Here is a 17,078-nt window from a genome sequence, read left to right as displayed (position 1 = left end):
CCGGCGGCCGTGACACCGGGGCGGGACCTTCCGGGTCTCCGCCCCGGCCCGCACCCGCAGGACTCCGCCCCGGCCGGCATCGCGCCCGGCCGGGGCGGTGGTGTGTGCGGGGAGGTGGTGTGCGCGGCCGCGGACACCGGGACGCCCGCCGCGGAGTCGATACGGCGGACGTCCGGGCGCCGGCGTCGCGGGGCGGGTCAGGCCGCGGCGGTCCGCGGCTCGGCTGCCGCCGTGCCGGGGCGGGTGCCCCTGCCGCGGCGGTCGGCGATCAGGAGCAGCACCAGACCGAGGGCGACCCAGCCGGCGAGGACCAGGGCCGGGCCGGTCGCGCCGGTGCCGTCGAAGAAGGCGTTGGCTCGCACCCGGCCGCGGCCGCTGTGTTAACTGCGTCTTACCGCACGTTCTCCCTGGACTTTTCCGCTCCCACCCGCCCCGTGGCGCGCGGTTTTCTCCGGCATGATGAGAACCGCCGCTCAGGGTGCGGTCACCGAAACCCTCCATCGGACGCATCCTCCGCACCGTCCACCCGGGAAGCGCCACCCCCGTGCGCCGGCTTCCCGCTCCGGACGGACGGCACCCGGCCGGGCGACGCACCCGGCCCCGGCCCGGTCCCCAACGCCCCCTCGGGGGCCGGGCCCCCGGGGCGGCACCGCGCGACCGCTGGACTTCACCACCGCCCGGGCGCCCCCGGCGGAGGTGGCGACGAAGGGACGGTAAGGCCCATGTGCGAGGGTGCCGCGGAGACCGGCGGCCGCCCGGCCCCGCACCCGGAACGCCGCACAGGCACCGGCGGAAGGGGCGTCCCGGGATGACCAAGTGGATCGTCAGCATTCCCACGCTGCGCGACGAACCCGGAGGCCGGATACCCGGTGTCCAGCTCTATGTGGTGGAGGCCCCGCACCCCCGGCTCGCCCGGCGCGCGGCCCTCGACCGTGCCGCCGGAGCCCCGGCCCTCCGCCACCGGCGGGGAGCGGCGCTTCTGGTGGAGAAACTCGTCATCTCCCCCTGGAACGGCCCCGATTGCAGTGTTTCCCCGCCGACCGCCGGTCTGCCCCGCTGAGTTCGTCTACCGTTCCGGCATGCCCACGGTACTGGTAGTCGAGGACGACGACCTCGTCCGTGACGTGCTCACCCGCTCCCTCACCGCCGCGGGCTACGACGTCACGGCGGTCGGCACCGCCATCGAGCTGATGCGCCGCATCACCCCGCCCGTTCCCGATCTCGTCGTGCTCGACCTCGGACTGCCCGATCTGGACGGCAGCCAGGTGCTGCGGATGCTGCGGGCCGTCAGCCGCGTCCCCGTCATCATCGCGACCGCGCGGAACGAGGACGCGGAGATCGTCCGGCTGCTGCGCGACGGCGCCGACGACTACCTGGTGAAACCGTTCTCCAGCGAGCAGCTGGCCGCCCGGGTGCACGCCGTGCTGCGGAGGTCCGGACAGGCCCCTCCCTCCCGGCTCCAGGTGGGCGACCTCGTCCTCGACCTCCAGGCGCGCGGCGTCACCCTGGAGGGGAAGACCATCGAACTGAACCGGCGCGAATTCGACCTGCTCGCCTACATGGCCCGGCGCGCGGGCGCGGTCGTCACCCGCCGCGAACTGCTGACCGAGGTCTGGCGCGGCAGCGACGTCTACGAACGCACCATCGACGTCCACCTCTTCTGGCTCCGCCGCAAGCTGGGGGAGACCGCCGCCGCCCCCCGCTACCTGCACACCGTGCGGGGCGTCGGACTCCGGCTCGAAGCGCCCCGGTCATGACCTCACGGGGGTGGCGGACGCCATGACGCTGCGAGGCTGGCACGCCCGGCTCTCCCTCGGCATCTCCCTGCTCACCGCCCTCGCCTTCGCGCTGCCGCTGGCGTTCTTCGCCCGCCAGCAGGCGGCCGAACGGGCGCAGCAGACCTCGGAACGGCGGGCGGCGACCCTGGTCACCGTCCTCGGCGCCACCCAGCGGCGGAGCGAACTCGCCGCCGCCTGGCGCAGCTCCGGCGACGACGCGCTGTCCACCTGCGTCCGCCTCGGCGGCGGCGTGGTGGGCCGCTGCCCCGCCCCGGCCGCGTACGCCGAGCGGGCGGCGGAGCAGCGGCGCGCCCTGTGGGTCCGGCCACCGGGCCGCGAGGAGGTCCTGCTGCTGCCGGTCTCCCTGCCGGACGGCGGGACGGCCGTGGTCGAGTCGGCGGTACGGGAGGAGGAACGCTCCGAGGGCGTGCTCACGGCCTGGCTGCTGCTCGCCGGGGCCGTGGCCGCGCTGACCCTGATCTCGGTGACCGGCGCCGACCGCATGGCGCGCCGGCTCAACCGCTCCGCCACGGAGCTGGCGCGGGCCGCCGCGGCGGTGGGCGAGGGGGATTTCCGCGGGCGTGTCGCGGTCGAGGGCCCGGTCGAGGTCCGGCGCGTGGGCCGGGCCTTCAACGCCATGGCCGACCGCATCGACGAACTGATGCGCGCCGAACGGGAGTTGCTGGCCGACCTCTCGCACCGGCTGCGCACACCGCTGACGGCCCTGCGGCTGGAGGCGGACCTGCTCGCCGTCCCCGCCGACTCCCGCCTCCGGGCCGGGCTGACGGCCCTGGACCGCGAGGTGACGAGCCTGATCAGCACCACCCGGAGCGGACCGGCCCGGGAGCGGCTGCCCGGCCGCGCGTCCAGCGACCTGCCCGCGGTGGTGGGCGGCCGGATGGAGTTCTGGTCGGCGCTGGCCGAGGCGCAGGGCCGGGAGTGCCGGGTGTGGCTGGGACGCGGCCCGCTGCCGGTGGACCTCCCCGCGGACGACCTGACCGCGGCGCTCGACGCGCTGCTGGGCAACGTCTTCCGGCACACGCCGCCGGGCACGGGCTGCGGGGTGCAGGCGGGTGTGCTGTCGGGCGCCCCCCGCCTCGTGGTGGAGGACGCCGGGCCGGGCATCGAGAGCCCGGCCCTCGCGGCGGCCCGCGGCGCGAGCGAGGGCGGGTCGAGCGGCCTGGGGCTGGACATCGCCGCCAAGGCGGCCGAGGCCGCCGGGGGACGCCTGGTCGTCGACCGGAGTCCGTGGGGCGGGGCCCGGGTCACGATGGTCTTCGGACCCGTACCGGACGGCGGGGCCGTGGACGCGAGCGGCAACGGCCACCGGTGGCCGGGGCGGAGCGGCCACCGGAACGCGAGCGGCGGCCCGCCCCGGAACGCGGCCGGCGGCGGCACGGGGGAGACCTGAACCGCCGCCCGGAACCCGGGCCGGCCCCGCCCGCCGTGACCCGTCAGGTCTCGGCCTCCAGGGCGCTGCGGGTGGCCGGCCCGTACACGCCCGGCGGGTCGGCCTCGATACGGCGCATGGACTGGTAGTTCTGCACCGCGGCCTCGGTCGGCTGGTCGTAGGTGCCGTTGAGCGGAGCCGTCTGGACCCCTACCTCGCGCAACCGCTCCTGCAGGCGCAGTACTTCGGCCCCCTCGTCGCCGCGCCGCATCGTCCGGCCGGCGTCCCCGGTGCCCGCCGTCCCCGACGGACCGCCGGCCTCCGGCGGGGACGGCGCGGACGGCGGGGCGGAACTCGGCGCGATCCGCGGTGGCGGGGCCGTCGGCGGGACGGTGGTGGTGATCACGGGCGCGGGGGAGGGCCGGGCGGTCACGGTCGTGGTGGCGGACGGCACCGGGCTGGGTTTCGCCTGGATCGTCGGGGACTCCGGCGGGTCGATCGGGGCACCCAGCATCCGGACCAGGGCGAACGCCAGCAGCGCCAGGGCCGCGACTCCGGTGGCCGGCAGCAGGCGCCCGCGCCACCGCCGGTGCGACCGCTCCGCGTTCTTGTGCCGCCCAACAGGCATCGTTGCCAGCCTTCCCTTCGCTGAGGCGGCTGGTCCGCTGCCACCCGCGAGTCGGCGATCCCCCCGTCTTCCGCTCCGGCCGGCGGCCGGTGGACTCGCTGGCGATTGTAGGCGGCAGCGACCCTCCGCCCGCGGCGAGTTGAAATTTTCAGCCGCCGCCGGCGCGGTGCCCCGGGGCGCGCGGCCGGTCGCCGCCCCGGCCGCTCCAGGGGACGCGGGGACGCCCCGGCAGGCGGACTCCGCCTGCCGGGGCGCCGGACGGGCCGGGCCCGCGGGGAGGGATCAGGTGAGCCAGTTCCCGTTGCACGCGGCGTTGGACACCCACCGGTGGGAGCTGATGGCGTTGTCGGCCTTCGCCCCGCTGGTGAAGTAGTTGTCGCTCAGGTCGCTGACGTAGTACTCGGACTTGGCGATGCAGGCGTAGCCGCCGGTCCAGCCGGTACCGGTGCCGTTGTAGACCGCGACGGCGCTCCCGGACGTCCCCTTGTGGAGGATCGAGCTCGCGCTGTTGGTGTCGCCGCCCTGGAACGAGCCGCCGCTGTCACCCCAGTTGGAGTCGTTGCCATAGGCCTTTCCGAGGAAGCCGCTGCAGCCGTAACCGGAGTACGCGTAGAAGTAGCCGGAGGTCGCCGAGGGCCAGGCGTCCGCGCAGCCGGCGAGCGCACCGGTGGGGGCCGCCTGCGCGGTGGTCGCGGGAACGGCCGCTCCGAGAGCCGCCAGGGCGAGCGTGGCGAGGACGGCGGGGATTTTGCGCATGGTGTGGTGCTCCTTCTGCTGGTGGGTCTCCGTGGATCGGTGCGCCCCGCGGCTGGACGGCCGGGGGAGTCCTGGGGGATCGATCAGTCCGCCGCGCCCGGGAGGGCCCTCGCCCGCTTCAGCGCGGTGAGGCCCATGCGCCGGTGGGCGGCGATCTCGTCGCGGTACCGCCCGAGCTTCTCCGCCCGGTACTCGCGGTCGAGCGCGCGTGCGGTGCGGTACAGGGGTGTGTCCGTCGCGCAGGTGGCCTCGGCGACGGCGAGCTCCACTTCCGCGGCGTGCGCTTCGGCGGCGTCCATGCCGCGGGTGAGGGCGGGCAGCTTCTCGCGGATCTCGGGCGGCCCGGCGTACGGGTGACCGGCCTCCCGCATACAGGACGCCCAGGCCCGGAGCGCGCGCCGGAAGCGCTCGTCCGCGAGGATGCCCGGGGTGTACAGGGGCGCCACCCCGGTGGCGGTCTTCTTGGCGCGGAACCAGGCCGGGAAGTCGCCGTACAGCCGCTCCGCGGCGGTCTCCAGACAGCCGCCGCGCAAGGTCTGGACGGTGCCGCCCGCCGGCAGTTCGACGCTGACCACCCCCTGCTCCGGGGTGCCGTCGAGCGCCTTGCTGTAGCGGATGAGTTCGGCCTTCGGCAGGGACCGGGCGTACGCGGTGTTCCGGTCGGCGAGCCGGGCCTTCTCCGCCTCGGCGGCGAACCGGCCGCCGTACCCGTGCCGCTCCGCCCAGTCCACGTCGTGCAGGACGTAACCGTGGCCCTGCCGCTCGGCGGCGCCGGCCACGCGCCCGGGCCAGTACCGGAAGCCCTTCTTCCGCATGCAGGACCCGACGAGCCGTTCCTCGCCCCGCTCCACCACGGCCTGCTCGGCCGGGGTCAGTTCCCGGGGCATCGTGCCGGCCGCCCGGGCGGCCGCCGGGCCGTCCGCCGCCGCGCCGGCGTCCGCCCGGCCGCATCCCGACAGCAGGGCCGTGGTGGTGAGAACCACCCCCGCGCATGCGGCCGCCAAGCCCTTGCCCACCGCGGCGCGAAGCCGTGGAATCATGTGCCACCCCCCGGAGCGAACAGCCCGGACCCGTGTCACGCCCGTGAGGCGTGGGATCACCGGTGCCTGCGGGACGAGTCTCGGGGAGGGGGCGCCCCGGCTGCTGAGCACCCAGCGCCAGCCCCTGCGCACCGAGCGCCAGCCGGGGGCGCGGCCCGTGACCCGGCCGCCGTGTTCTCCGGTCACTGCCCCGGCACTGCCCCGACCGGCGCGTTTGCCGACCGGGCCGCGTGGGCAACCCACGACCGGTCACTGTGGTCGCTCGCCGGTCATCGTGCGGCGCGGGCCCGACCCCCCGCGTCCGCCGGCGGACCCGCGGCCCCGGTCACCGACGACAGCACCGTGGCCCGGACAAGGGAGCACAATGATCGTGACACGCCTGACGACCGAGGGCCTTCCCGCAGCCGAACGCTTCACCTGGTGGTACGAGAAGGCGCGGGCCGCGCTGCTGCCCGTCGTGGTGCGCAGCGGCCATACCGGCGACTTCGAGGCGAGCGCCGACGTCCTGGAACTCGGCAGCGCCCGGATCACCGCCCTCACGGTCCAGCCGCTGAGCATCGCGCGCACGCCCGAACTGATCCGCGGCGCGGACCCGGAGTGCTATCAGCTCTCCCTCCCGCTGAGCGGGAGGATGCAGCTCTCCCAGTCCGGCCGGAACGCCGAACTGCGCGGTGGCGACCTGGTGTTCTACGACTCCTCCCGGCCCTTCCACGGGCGGGTCTCCGCCCCGTCCGGGCGCGCGAGACACATCGTCGCGCAGATCCCCAAGCGTCTCGTGCCGCTGCCGGCCGGGGCCGCGGACCGCATGACCGCCGTCCGCATCCCGGGGGACAAGGGCTTCGCCGAGTTGCTCGTCCAGTTCCTCACCCAGGTGACCGGCCGGGCCGACCAGTACGGTCCCGCCGACACCGCCGGACTGTCGGCCGTCTTACGCGACTTGTTCGCGGCCACCGTCACGCAGTGCCTCGCCGAGTCCGCGGACCTCCCCGACGAGAACCGCCGGCAGGCCCTCACCCTGCACATCCACACCTTCATCCAGCAGCATCTGGGCGACCCGCTGCTGACAGCGGCCCGCATCGCCGGCGCCCACCACATCTCCCTCCGCTCCCTGCACCGGCTCTTCCAGCAGCAGAGCACCACGGTCGCCGCCTTCGTCCGGCGCCAGCGCCTCGAACACGCCTGCCGGGACCTGGCCGACCCGCGCCAGCGGTCCCGTCCCATCCGGGCCATCGCCGCCGGCTGGGGATTCACCCGCCCCGGCGACTTCACCCGCAGCTTCCGTGCCACCTACGGCCTGCCGCCCAGCGCCTACCGGCAGCTGGCCCTGGCCCCGCGTGGCGCGGGCACCCCGCCCGGCGGCCCGGCCGCGGCGGCCCCGGAGGCGGCCGCAACCTGACCCGGTCGTGCCCGCGCGCCCCTACCGGGCGGCCAGGCGGTCGTACTCGGCCCCGGTGACCGGGACCACGGTGCCGTGGCGCGGCGAGGCGGGGAGGTCGTAGGAGGGGGACATCGTCCAGCGGCCGGAAGCGAGGTCGGTGGTCTCGAACGGCACGTAGCCGCGGCCGCCGAACTCGTCGATGAACAGGTACCACTTCTCCTCGGTGTTCGACTTGAACACCGCCGGGCCCTCGCCGCGGCTGATCCCCGGGCCCGCCGCGCCCTCACGTCCGATGCAGTCGGCCACCGGGCTCCACGAGGAGGCCAGCAGGTCGGTGGAGCGCTCCTGGGTGATGAACTTGCCGCAGGGGGCGGACGGGCTCTGGTTCCGCTCGTCCTTGGTGAACCGGTGGTAGACGCCCCCGTGGCGGATCACGGTGGAGTCGATCACCGAGTGGCCCGGGTCGTGCCAGACCCGGGCCTCGCTGAAGGTGGTGAAGTCCTTCGTGGTCGCGTACATCATGCGGTTGTGGCTGCTGCCGGTGTGCTGCGGGTCGTCGGCCGCGTACAGCTTGGAGGCCCAGAAGACGACGTACTGGCCGCGGCTCTCGTCCCAGTACGCCTCCGGGGCCCAGGTGTTGCCGGCCGTGGGCGGGGAGACCCGGACGGACCGCTGCGGGGACCAGTTCACCAGGTCGGCCGACTCCCACACCATGATGGAGCGGCTGCCGTGGCGCTGGGCGCGGTCCCAGTCGCCGTTGCCGTGGATCCGCAGGTCGGTGGCGATCAGATAGAAGCGGTCGCCCTGCGGGGAGCGGATGAGGAACGGGTCCCGCACGCCGCGGTCGCCGAGCGTGGAACGGAGCAGCGGGGCGCCGCCGTTCAGCTCCCGCCAGCGCAGCGGGTCGTTGCCGTCGCTCAGCGCCATGTGCACCTGCTCGCCGTCGGCGGTGCCCTCACCGGTGAAGTACGTGAAGACGTATCCGGCGTACGGCTCGGCGGCGGACGTGCCCCCGGCGCCCGGCGGGGCGCCGGGGCGCGGGCCGGGGCCGGCGGCGGCCGGGGGTCCGGCGGTCGCGGCGAGGAGCGCGAGGAGGAGGGTGAGGGTGCCGGTCAGCACGGCGGCACCGAGGCCGCGGCGCGGTGAACGGGGGGTCCCGGGCATACGTCCCACTTTCCCGAACCAGTGTGGGGGAGGGTTGCGGAATGGCCGTGCGCAGGAGCGGCGACGCGGAGCGGGGCGCGGGCGCGCGTCGCTGTCCGCCAGTATGCGCTTACTGCGTTGTCGGTCAACACCGCGCCGGGCGTGCCCCGGTGGCGGCGGCGCGGGCCGCCGCCACCGGGGCACCGGGGGCCGGGCCGTGTGGCCCGGGGACGGGATCAGTACCGCTGGGCCCCCGAGCCCGGGACCGCGCCCGTACCCCGTTCCGGGGCGGGCTCCGCGCCCGGCTGCCAGCCGGAGGTGTCCAGCCACGCGACGCGTCGCGTCATCCAGTCGCGCATGAACTCCACCTGCCCCTCCCAGGTGTCGGCGGTCGGGGTCTGGAAGAAGCCCACCACGGGATCGGTGAGGTTCGGCCACCGCTCGAAGTTGCGCCGCGCGGCGTCGCCGAGCGGCGCGGCCAGCGCGTCGATCCGGCTGTTCAGCCGCTCGTCGGACAGCGGCCCCCGGCGCAGCTCCTGCCAGCGCGCCTCGGCCTGCCGGGCGAACGCCGGGTCGGCCATCAGCCGGATGAACCAGTCGTTCGCCACCGGCTGCCGGGTCTGCTCGAACTGCCAGCCCTCCGTCAGATGGTTCTCGAAATAGCCGCCGGTGCCGAAGGAGAGGTCGTAGTCCCACAGCGGACCGGCGGTGATCCTGCCGCCCCGGTCCTTGTGGAAGTACTGGCTGCGGATGTAGGAGTCCATCTCGCGGGTCAGCTCGTTGACGATGATCTGGTCGATGAACGAGCCGACGTCGATGTACGCGGGATAGCCGGTCCGCGGATCGGACGGCTCCGGCCCGCGCAGGGCGTCGTGGAAGGCCCGGACATGTTCCGTCAGCCAGGTCCGCTGCTCGGGCCGGAGCGACGACGGCACCTTGACCTCCAGGTCCTGCCAGCAGCCGGTGCCGGTGCACGGGAGCGTCGGCTCCTCGGCCGCGAACCACTCGAACGCGAAGACGTAGCCGCCCGTGACCGCGGGCTCCGTCACGTCCGCGTCCCGCAGCGGGGTGATGTCGAGCCGGTCGGGTGACACCTTGATCGTCTCGACGAGCATGTAGACGCCCCGGTAGTCGTCGGCGGCCAGCGGCTCTCCGTCGGTGTTGACATACAGCTCGACGAACTCGAAGCGCGGTGCCTGCATCCCGATGTCCCGGCCCAGGCTGTAGACGAAGGCGTCGTGGATGAGGGACTTGTCCGAGAACGGGCCGCGCAGCACCCAGTCGGAGTCGGCGGGCATGCCGAGCATGGCGTGGTCGGCGTCCTTGTCCTCGTTGTCGCGGAGTTCGAGCCGGTACGGGGCCTTCTCGAAGGTCGCCGAGGACTGCCCGCGCAGATGGAACGCGGCCCGGGTGGAGACCGCCGGCGCGTCGCCGAGCGAGGCGGACCCGCTCACCGGCTCCATCAGCAGCGTGGCGACGTCCTGGTAGTCGCGGCCGGGTGCGCCCGCGCCGTAGGCGTCCATGACCATGACCGGCAGGTCGTGGGTGGCGTCGACGGAACGGGCGATGTACATCGCGGTGCCCGGCTCGCCGCGAGCGGCACCGTCCGCGAAGGACTGCGCGCGGAGCTGCGTGGTCGCCGTGAACCGGAGGGGGGTTCCGGCAGCGTAGCGGGGCGAGTCCGCCGTGGGCAGGGTCCCGTCCGTGGTGTACCGGATCTCGGCCCCGGTGACGGCGGTGTCCAGGGCGACGGACACCTCGCCCTCGAAGGTGCCGCTCGGCACGGAGAAGGCGATGTCACCGGACAGGTCGTCCGCCGCCTCCGGCCGGGCCGGTGGGTCGGCCGTGCCGGTTCCGGTGGTGATGGTGGTGGTGTTCGCCGCGCGTTCGCCGATGGCGGTCCGGACGGTCTTCGCGGCCGCCGCCGGGCCGCCGCCGACCGTGCTGGTGGCCGTCGTGGCCTGCCCGGGGGGACCGGCGGCCGGCGGGGCGGGTTCGCCGCCGGCGGCCGCGTAGCCCGTCAGACCGGTCAGACCGGTCAGCAGTATGGACAGCGCGGCGAGTACGCCGACCGCGCCGCCGGTTCGTCTTCTGCGCACCGTTCGACACCTCACTTCATGACGTCGGGGGAAAGGGGTGATGGGGGATGCGGGGGTGGGCGCTGGGGACCGGGGCGCACGGACGCCGCCCGGCGCCCGGAGGGTTCCGGATACGGCGGAGGGCCGCCGGCGCTTGCCGACGGCCCCGGTGCCGATATGTGCGATGTGCGGGTTCAACCGCGGGCGCGTGCCGCCGTGGTGCGGCGGTGCCGGTTCCTCAGCCGGAGGAACCCTGCCGCCGCTCGGCCGCCTCGCGGAGATGCGGCAGGAGCGGTGCCGCCTTCTCCTGGGCTCCCGGCGCCTGCGGCCACGGCGGCTGACCGCCGCCCTGGTCGACCTGCCATCCGGACGAGTCGATCCAGTTCGCCCGCTGCACCAGCCAGTTCTGCATGAGCGTCAGCTGCTCCTGCCAGGTCTGGGTGGTCTGGGTCTGGAACGGCCCGACCTGCCTGGTGTTGAGGTTCGGCCACTTCTGGAAGTTGCGCTGGGCGCCGTTGGCCAGGGGCGAGGACAGCTGCGTGACCCGGTTGCGGAGCTGCGCGTCGGACAGCACGCCGCGGCGCAGTTCCTGCCAGCGGGCCTGCACCTTCTGGTTGAACGACGGGTCCTGCATCAGCTTCAGGAACCAGTCGGTGGTGCCGAAGCCGAAGAACGGCTGGAACTGCCACCCATCGACCGGGCTGCCGTTAGGTATGGCGTTGAACCCGAGGTCGTAGTCCCACAGCGGCCCGGCGGTGAGCTTGCCGCCCCGGTCCTTGTACATGTACATGCTGCGGATATAGGAGTCGCCCTGCCGTCCCATCTCATTGAGAATGATCAGGTTCACGAACGAGTCGACGTCGATGTAGGCGGGGTATCCGGTCTGCGGATCGGAGGGATTGGCGCTGCGCAGCGCGTTGTGGAGCTTCTGGACGTACTGGGTGATCCACGTCTGCTGCTCGGGCTGGAGGTCGTCCGGTTCCGTGACCTCCAGATCCGACCAGCACTCCTGCCCGGTGCACGGCAGCTTCGGCTCCTCGGCCGCCCAGGCGTCGAACTTCATGACGTAGCCGCCGGTGACGGCCGGTTCGGTGAGGTCGCTCTTCTTGAGCTTGGCGATGTCCAGCCGGTTCGGGGACACCTTGATGTTCTCGTCGAGCAGATAGACGCCCTGGTAGTCGTCGGCGCCCATCGGCTGCCCGTCCAGGTTCAGATACACCTCGACGAACCGGTGGCGGGGCGTCTGCAGCCCCATCTCCTGCCCCAGGGTGTAGGCGAAGGCGTCGCGGACCAGGGTCTTGTCCGGGAACGGCCCGCGGAGCACCCAGTCGGACTCGGCCGGCATGCCCAGCACCGGGTAGTCGGCGTCGTCGTCATCGTTGTCGCGGAGTTCGATCCGGTACGGGGCCTTCTCGAAGGTCGCCGAGGACTGACCGCGCAGATGGAATGCGGCCCGGGTGGACACCGCCGGCGCCGCGCCGAGCGAGGTGGTCCCGCCTTCCGGCTCCATGACCATGGCGGCGACGTCCGCCCACTCGCGGTCCGGCTTCCCGCCGCCGTAGGCGTCCAGCACGAGGAGCGGCAGGTCGTGGTTGGCGTTGACACTGCGCGCGACGTACACGGCCGTGCCGGGATCGCCGCTCGCGGTCCCGTTCACGAAGGCCTGGGCGCGGAGCTGCGTGGTGCTCGTGAGACGCAGCGGGCCCGAGTACACCGTCGACGAGGCGGTCGGCAGCTGGCCGTTGGTGGTGTAGCGGATCTGGGCGTTGGCGATGGTGGTGCTGAGGGAGACGGACACCTCGTTCTGGAAGGTGCCGCCGGGGGTGGAGAAGGTGATGTCACCGGTGAGGTCCTCCGCCGACTGCTTGCCGGCGGCGATGTCGGCCTTGGTGGGCGCGGGTGCCTTGGCCGCGTCACCACCGGACGTCTTCTTGATCCCCGCTTCCTGGGCTGCCCGGGCCTCCTGGGCCCAGGATCTGTCGGGTGGCGCGGGATCACCGTCCGCGCCGGCGGGACCGGTCATGCCGGTCATGACGAGGGACACCGCGGCCAGCAGGCCCACCGCGCCCATCCGTGTTCTGCGCACAGAGCAACACCTCGATCATCTGGAGTTCTGCGAAGGGGCACGGCGTGCCGGCGGCAGACGCCGTTGGCTGCCGCCGGGCCCGCGTTCCGCTATCTGTGTGTGCGTACGTGTGAGTGCTTCCACGTGCTACGTGCTGTGCTTCTACGTGCCGCCGGGCGGCGGGCAGGGCACCCGGCACCCGGACCCCCGCCCGCGCCGCGGGCGTTGACGGCGGTCCGTGTCACCGGCCGGGACCTCGGCCGCCCGGGACCTCAGCCGAACGCGCAGGCGCCCGACAGCTCCATCGCCGGCGGGTACGTGTCGTCGGCGCCGGACGTCACCTCCTGGAAGTCCCGGCGCAGCGTGCGGCGCCAGGGCGTGGCGGGCAGGTACGGGCGCAGCGCGGCGAGGCCGGTGGCGTACTTGGAGATGCGGCTGGGCCGGTACTTGTTCTGCCACAGCAGCCGGTCGACGGGGGAGGCCGTGGAGCCCGTCTTGGTCTCCACGATCGCCATGTGCGGCAGGCGCAGCTCGCGGTCGCCGTCCTGCCACACCAGCCCGGTGTCGATGGTGACGCGGCTGTTGGTGCCCGGGAGGTAGAGGGTGGCGCGGTGGTACCGCGTGGTCAGCGTCGGCACGAACGTGAACCGGTGGCTGCCGTCGATGCGGTTGCGGGCCAGGGTGGTGTCGACGAACGGCCGCCCGGGGACGAGCGTGTCGTGGTCGTCCGGCGCGTAGGGCAGGCGCGCCTTGACGGTGTTGTCGCGGGAGCCGCGGGTCTTCACCTCCAGCCAGCACTCGTCCGACTGCTCGTAGACCCGGGTGCGGACCTTGAACCGGCGGCGCCGGCGGTGAGCGGTCAGGCGGTAGCTGATGAGGTCCGGGGTGTCGAAGTACAGCGACCGGTAGGCGAAGCGGCGCTCACCGTCGATCTCCAGGACCCTGGTGTCGGCGGGTATCCGGGTCAGCAGGGTGGTCAACGCGTCGGCCGGCAGCACGTACTTGCGGTCGACGCGGGTCTGCAGCATGGCGCAGGCGAGGAGTTCGTCCAGCCCGATGGACGGCAGCTCGCCGAGCGCGGCACCGAGCGGTGCGGGGGCGCTCACGGCCGCACCGTCAGCGGGGACGCGCCCGCTCCGGCGGTGGGCGCCGGCCCGGTACGGGCCGCGGTGTCGCCCTTGGCGCCGCGGCCCGCGGGGAGGCTGCGGTAGCGGACGTCCACCACGGTGGTGTCGTTGACCAGGTCGAGCCGCTGCACGGTGGCCGAGTGGACCCGGGTACCGAGGGTGTTCTCCAGGTGCGCCACCAGCGCGGTGTGGTCGGGCAGCGCCGTGTCCAGCACCATCACCTGGCGTCTGTAGCTGCGGAACAGCCGCGGATGGTCGCCCACGTAGAGCACGGCCAGGATCAGCGCCATCAGCCCGACGGACCGCCAGACGTTGGAGGTCGACATGGCGCCGAGGACGCCGAGGGCCAACGCGGAGAAGTAGTAGGCGACTTCGTGCTGGTCGAGTTCCGTGGAACGGAGCCGGATGATCGACAGGACGCCGAAGAGGGCCATGCCCAGGCCGAGCCCGGTGTTGGAGCCGCTGTTGGCGAGGGAGCTGGCGACCGCGAGCACACCGACGTTGACACCGAGAAAGGCCACCACCAGGTCCCGGCGGCGGTGGCGTGGGAAGTAGAGGCCGAACACCAGGAGGCTCACTGCGGCGATATCGCAGAGAAACAGGACAGGTTGGGCCATGGCGGGTCCCTTCCGGTGATGTGGGGGGTGTACGCGCGGTGAACCAGCACCGGCCTGGCGATGACAAGAACGGTAAATGTGGTACGACTGCGGCCGCCATCCACTTCCGGCCCATCATGATCCGGGAAACGCGCAGGTCACGTTCCGGATGCCGGCGGCCGTCCGGGCCGTGCGGCTCCTCGTCCGCAAGGCGTCGCGGCAGCTCAGGCCATGGGTCGGCGGGTCGAACACCCCTGTGGCGGGGATCACGTTCTCAGGTGACCGGAACTGTCGGTCGCGCTGTGGTTACCGGAAAGTTTCCGGCGGGAAACGAGGGCTTCTCTCGCTCTCTCCGCCCTTGGACCGCCCAGCTCAGCCGCTTCGCTCAGGGCGCGGCCCTGGCCGATAAGAGAGGTCCGGCTGCTCACCGGAGAGGCTGCGCCCCGTCCAGTTACCGGAAACCTTCCGGAACGAAATTGCGCACCGTGTGAAGAGTCGGGGCGGACGGCTGCCGCTGTGACCACGGAGGCGTGAGCGCCGGACGGGAAGCCTGATCCGACACCCCCGGAGGCGCGCCGAAGGTTCCGGGGCGCCAGTGGCGGCAACCGCTGACCGCGGCAGGCGATGTGCGGCACCGTGGAGCGGTACAACGACATCAAGGTGGTCGAGAAGCTGGAACTCGGCTCCCCCCAGCGCTACGGCGTGGGCCTCCAGGAAGGCAGGGAAGGCGACTGCCGGAAGATCGCCGACGCGCTGCGCCGATTCCTCGGGACGGACCAGGACTGGCGCAACGCCTTCCGGAGCCACTTTCCCGGGCCGGCCAAGGAGGACCCGGACTTTGAACAGCACGACAAGCCGGCGCCGGAAACCGTCGACGACTACTCGTGCTCGGACGACTGATGCCCGGCGGGCCGGGCGGACCCGAACGACGGGCGGGCCGGCCTACCCGTCATGCCGTGGGCGCGCCACCGCGTCGTGCCGCCGCACGCCCGCCGCGACGGTGTCGCGCCCGTCCGGGGTGACGGCGAGCAGCACCGCGTCGTCCTGCAGGGTCCCCCCGGTGTGCCGGAGGACGGCGGCGAGGAGGGCGTCGAGCACCGCGTCCGGATCGGGCGGGAAAGGCCGTGACAGCACCGGAACGGGGTCGAAGAAGACGCCGTCCGCGTCACGGGCCTCGTCGATGCCGTCGGTGAACAGCACCAGGGTGGCTCTGCCGGGCAGATCGAACCGGTCCACCGGGACGTCGCCGCCGCCGCCGAGGACCCCCAGGCCCAGGGGCAGTGACGGTGTGGCCGGTTCCAGCGGGCTCACCCCGCCGTCATGGACCAGCAGCGGCGCGGGGTGGCCCCGGTTGGCGATCCGCACCGCCGAGCTGTCCGGGGGGATTTCCGCGACGACGGCCGTGGCGAACGACTCGCCTTCCTCCCCGCTCGCCTGCGCGATGGTGTCCTGCATCCGGTCCTCCAGCTGCCGGACGACACCCGGCAGATCCGGACGGTGTTCCGCGGCCTCGTGGAACGAGCCGAGCAGGGCGTTGACCGTACGGACCGCCTGAAGTCCCTTGCCGCGCACATCGGCGACGAGCATCCGGACGCCGTGGGGGGTCTCCTTGACCGCGAAGAGATCGCCGCCGATGGCGGCCTCCTCGTGGGCGACCTCGTACCGGGAGGCCACGGCCAGCCGCCCCACCCGGGGAGGCGGGTCCGCGAGCACCGCCTGCTGCACCGCCGCCGCCACCTCGCGGCTCGTCCTCAACTGCCGCCGGTCCCGCGTCAGCAGCACATTGAGGACCGCCGCGGTCCCGGTGAGAACGACCATGCTGGTGACCGCCACGAGGCTTTCCTGGGTCGGCTCCCCCGACAGGTACAGCAGTTCGCTTCCCACCAGGGTGGCCCCCACACCGGTGGCGATCGTCCCGCGCAGGGAGAGAAGCGGCGCGGCCACGCTCGGGGCGGCCGCGAGCAGCGGGAACACACTGATGCCCCCCGGGGTGGCCACGTCGAGCACGACCGCGACCGCGATCACCGCGGCCGGCAGCCACCGGAGCCGCCGACGCCTCTCCATCGCTTCCATCGCTTCCGTACGGCCCTTGCGCATCCCGTGTCCCTGAGGTGATCGTCCGGCGGTGTCTGAGACATCCTGCGAGGACTGACACCTACCACGCGGCCGAGGCGCGCCGCAGACCCCGCCGTGCCGCCGCGACACGCGAGCGGCCTCTTCCCGAGAGCCCGAAGCGCCACGATGACGCCCACCCCGGCCGGTTGCGGCGGCCGCGCGAGCCGAGCCGGGAACCCGGCAGGCCGCACGCATGGAGTACCCACGCGGCGGGCGCCCCGGCCGGTCCCCGGCGCAGGCACGGCCGCACCCGAGGCGCCGCAGGAATCCGAGTGCGGCCGCCGCCCGCGGCCCTCCTCGGCGCCGGGCCGCCGGGCCGCCGATCATTCAGCCGGACCCCGCCCGTCCACCGCCAGCCGCGCCCAGACCGTCTTGCCCGGGGCACCGGTGCGCCGGGTGACGCCCCAGCCGTCCGCGAGCCGGGAGACGAGGAGCAGGCCCCGGCCGGACTCGGCGTCCCCCGGCGGCTCGGCGGCCGGCTGCGGCGGCACCCGCTCGGCGCGGGTATCGGTCACCTCCACCCGCAGGGCGCCGGTGCCCTCCGTGAGGACCACCCGGAAGTCCCGTCCCGGCACGCGGCCGTGGCGCACGGCGTTGGAGACCAGCTCACCGGTGATGAGGGTCAGCGTCTCGTTGACCCGCGAGGTGTATGGGTGGCCCCACTCGTGCAGCCGGTGCGAGACGAGCCGCCGTGCGAGCCGCGCCCCGCGCGGCGTGGCGGTGAAGCTCATGGCGAACTCCCGGACGGGGCAAGGGGTTTCCCGCCCGGCCGGTTCGGATCCGGCGGGGGCCGCGGCGGCGGTGGCGCCGGTGTCACCGGTCGCGAGCGGGAGGTTCGGGTGTGGATGTGGACGTGCGCTGTTCATGGCGTCCACGGTTCCGCCCCGCGCGTCCCCTGGGGAGGAGGGACGCGCTGACGGTCCGGAACCGTGGGCGGGCATCCGGCCGGTGTAGGCGGAGTGTGCGCCGCGCGGCGGACGGCAC

At 73.8% G+C, this 17,078-nt stretch carries 15 protein-coding genes and 1 pseudogene; 5 read left to right on the top strand and 11 right to left on the bottom strand.

What is annotated here, in order from left to right; translation table 11 throughout:
* Positions 1-197: 197 nt before the first annotated feature.
* Entirely contained in the window at positions 198-362 is a 165-nt protein-coding gene (locus SXIN_RS31445; RefSeq protein ID WP_337589342.1) for a hypothetical protein, read from the bottom strand.
* Positions 363-808: 446 nt separating this feature from the next.
* Between SXIN_RS31445 and SXIN_RS01915 the strand changes: the two genes are divergently transcribed.
* From SXIN_RS01915 to SXIN_RS01905, 3 genes are read left to right on the top strand one after another with little or no spacing between them, the layout of a single operon-like run.
* A complete protein-coding gene (locus tag SXIN_RS01915; RefSeq protein WP_019706369.1) occupies positions 809-1,060 on the top strand; it encodes a hypothetical protein in 252 nt (83 codons plus the stop codon).
* A gap of 19 nt (positions 1,061-1,079) precedes the next feature.
* A complete protein-coding gene (locus SXIN_RS01910) occupies positions 1,080-1,757 on the top strand; it encodes a response regulator transcription factor (RefSeq protein WP_039818088.1) in 678 nt (225 codons plus the stop codon).
* Between the two features lie 22 nt (positions 1,758-1,779).
* Positions 1,780-3,189, top strand: coding sequence for a sensor histidine kinase (locus SXIN_RS01905; RefSeq protein ID WP_157916236.1), 1,410 nt, complete (start codon positions 1,780-1,782; stop codon positions 3,187-3,189).
* A gap of 43 nt (positions 3,190-3,232) precedes the next feature.
* Here the strand turns inward: SXIN_RS01905 and SXIN_RS32665 are convergent, their stop codons facing one another.
* The 3 genes from SXIN_RS32665 to SXIN_RS01890 form a co-directional block, all read right to left on the bottom strand.
* On the bottom strand, positions 3,233-3,796 hold the full coding sequence (locus tag SXIN_RS32665) for a peptidoglycan-binding domain-containing protein (RefSeq protein ID WP_095756480.1): 564 nt from the start codon (positions 3,794-3,796) through the stop codon (positions 3,233-3,235).
* A 282-nt stretch (positions 3,797-4,078) separates the two neighbouring features.
* Positions 4,079-4,552: a hypothetical protein gene (locus SXIN_RS01895; protein WP_019708175.1), complete on the bottom strand. Its 474-nt coding sequence runs from the start codon at positions 4,550-4,552 to the stop codon at positions 4,079-4,081.
* An 83-nt stretch (positions 4,553-4,635) separates the two neighbouring features.
* Positions 4,636-5,592, bottom strand: coding sequence for a hypothetical protein (locus SXIN_RS01890; protein ID WP_157916235.1), 957 nt, complete (start codon positions 5,590-5,592; stop codon positions 4,636-4,638).
* A gap of 364 nt (positions 5,593-5,956) precedes the next feature.
* Here SXIN_RS01890 and SXIN_RS01885 point away from each other — a divergent pair, with 364 nt between their 5' ends.
* On the top strand, positions 5,957-6,988 hold the full coding sequence (locus SXIN_RS01885; protein ID WP_095756478.1) for an AraC-like ligand-binding domain-containing protein: 1,032 nt from the start codon (positions 5,957-5,959) through the stop codon (positions 6,986-6,988).
* Positions 6,989-7,015: 27 nt separating this feature from the next.
* Here the strand turns inward: SXIN_RS01885 and SXIN_RS01880 are convergent.
* The 5 genes and pseudogenes from SXIN_RS01880 to SXIN_RS01860 all read right to left on the bottom strand — a co-directional run.
* Positions 7,016-8,134: pseudogene (locus SXIN_RS01880) on the bottom strand (glycoside hydrolase family 43 protein); the annotation flags it as partial.
* A gap of 215 nt (positions 8,135-8,349) precedes the next feature.
* Positions 8,350-10,212, bottom strand: a complete 1,863-nt coding sequence (locus SXIN_RS01875) for a CotH kinase family protein (protein WP_202859783.1) — start codon at positions 10,210-10,212, stop codon at positions 8,350-8,352.
* A gap of 217 nt (positions 10,213-10,429) precedes the next feature.
* On the bottom strand, positions 10,430-12,277 hold the full coding sequence (locus SXIN_RS01870) for a CotH kinase family protein (protein ID WP_202859781.1): 1,848 nt from the start codon (positions 12,275-12,277) through the stop codon (positions 10,430-10,432).
* Between the two features lie 251 nt (positions 12,278-12,528).
* Entirely contained in the window at positions 12,529-13,362 is an 834-nt protein-coding gene (locus tag SXIN_RS01865) for a polyphosphate polymerase domain-containing protein (RefSeq protein WP_019708179.1), read from the bottom strand.
* A complete protein-coding gene (locus tag SXIN_RS01860) occupies positions 13,359-14,000 on the bottom strand; it encodes a DUF4956 domain-containing protein (protein WP_039820854.1) in 642 nt (213 codons plus the stop codon). The genes SXIN_RS01865 and SXIN_RS01860 overlap by 4 nt, the downstream gene beginning before the upstream one ends.
* A gap of 615 nt (positions 14,001-14,615) precedes the next feature.
* Between SXIN_RS01860 and SXIN_RS01855 the strand changes: the two genes are divergently transcribed.
* Complete coding sequence (locus tag SXIN_RS01855; RefSeq protein ID WP_157916234.1) at positions 14,616-14,879, top strand: type 2 periplasmic-binding domain-containing protein; 264 nt, start codon at positions 14,616-14,618, stop codon at positions 14,877-14,879.
* 42 nt (positions 14,880-14,921) lie between these two features.
* Here SXIN_RS01855 and SXIN_RS01850 read toward each other — a convergent pair whose 3' ends face one another.
* Both SXIN_RS01850 and SXIN_RS01845 read right to left on the bottom strand, forming a co-directional pair.
* Positions 14,922-16,076 (bottom strand): PP2C family protein-serine/threonine phosphatase, encoded by a 1,155-nt coding sequence (locus tag SXIN_RS01850; protein ID WP_050930736.1) that lies wholly within the window; start codon positions 16,074-16,076, stop codon positions 14,922-14,924.
* A gap of 341 nt (positions 16,077-16,417) precedes the next feature.
* Entirely contained in the window at positions 16,418-16,960 is a 543-nt protein-coding gene (locus SXIN_RS01845) for an ATP-binding protein (RefSeq protein WP_238153643.1), read from the bottom strand.
* Between the last annotated feature and the right edge of the window lie 118 nt (positions 16,961-17,078).

Source organism: Streptomyces xinghaiensis S187 (genome assembly GCF_000220705.2).
Taxonomy (GTDB): domain Bacteria; phylum Actinomycetota; class Actinomycetes; order Streptomycetales; family Streptomycetaceae; genus Streptomyces; species Streptomyces xinghaiensis.
The sequence above is the reverse complement of the archived record's forward strand: the minus strand, read 5'-3'. Positions and strand labels throughout refer to the sequence as shown.

What these genes read in the sequence shown, in the direction of transcription:
- SXIN_RS01895 (WP_019708175.1), bottom strand. Translation starts at nt 4,552, where the DNA reads ATGCGCAAAATCCCCGCCGTCCTCGCCACGCTCGCCCTGGCGGCTCTC.
- SXIN_RS01845 (WP_238153643.1), bottom strand. Translation starts at nt 16,960, where the DNA reads ATGAACAGCGCACGTCCACATCCACACCCGAACCTCCCGCTCGCGACC.
- SXIN_RS01910 (WP_039818088.1), top strand. Translation starts at nt 1,080, where the DNA reads ATGCCCACGGTACTGGTAGTCGAGGACGACGACCTCGTCCGTGACGTG.
- SXIN_RS01885 (WP_095756478.1), top strand. Translation starts at nt 5,957, where the DNA reads ATGATCGTGACACGCCTGACGACCGAGGGCCTTCCCGCAGCCGAACGC.
- SXIN_RS32665 (WP_095756480.1), bottom strand. Translation starts at nt 3,796, where the DNA reads ATGCCTGTTGGGCGGCACAAGAACGCGGAGCGGTCGCACCGGCGGTGG.
- SXIN_RS01905 (WP_157916236.1), top strand. Translation starts at nt 1,780, where the DNA reads ATGACGCTGCGAGGCTGGCACGCCCGGCTCTCCCTCGGCATCTCCCTG.
- SXIN_RS01915 (WP_019706369.1), top strand. Translation starts at nt 809, where the DNA reads ATGACCAAGTGGATCGTCAGCATTCCCACGCTGCGCGACGAACCCGGA.
- SXIN_RS01890 (WP_157916235.1), bottom strand. Translation starts at nt 5,592, where the DNA reads ATGATTCCACGGCTTCGCGCCGCGGTGGGCAAGGGCTTGGCGGCCGCA.
- SXIN_RS01850 (WP_050930736.1), bottom strand. Translation starts at nt 16,076, where the DNA reads ATGCGCAAGGGCCGTACGGAAGCGATGGAAGCGATGGAGAGGCGTCGG.
- SXIN_RS01860 (WP_039820854.1), bottom strand. Translation starts at nt 14,000, where the DNA reads ATGGCCCAACCTGTCCTGTTTCTCTGCGATATCGCCGCAGTGAGCCTC.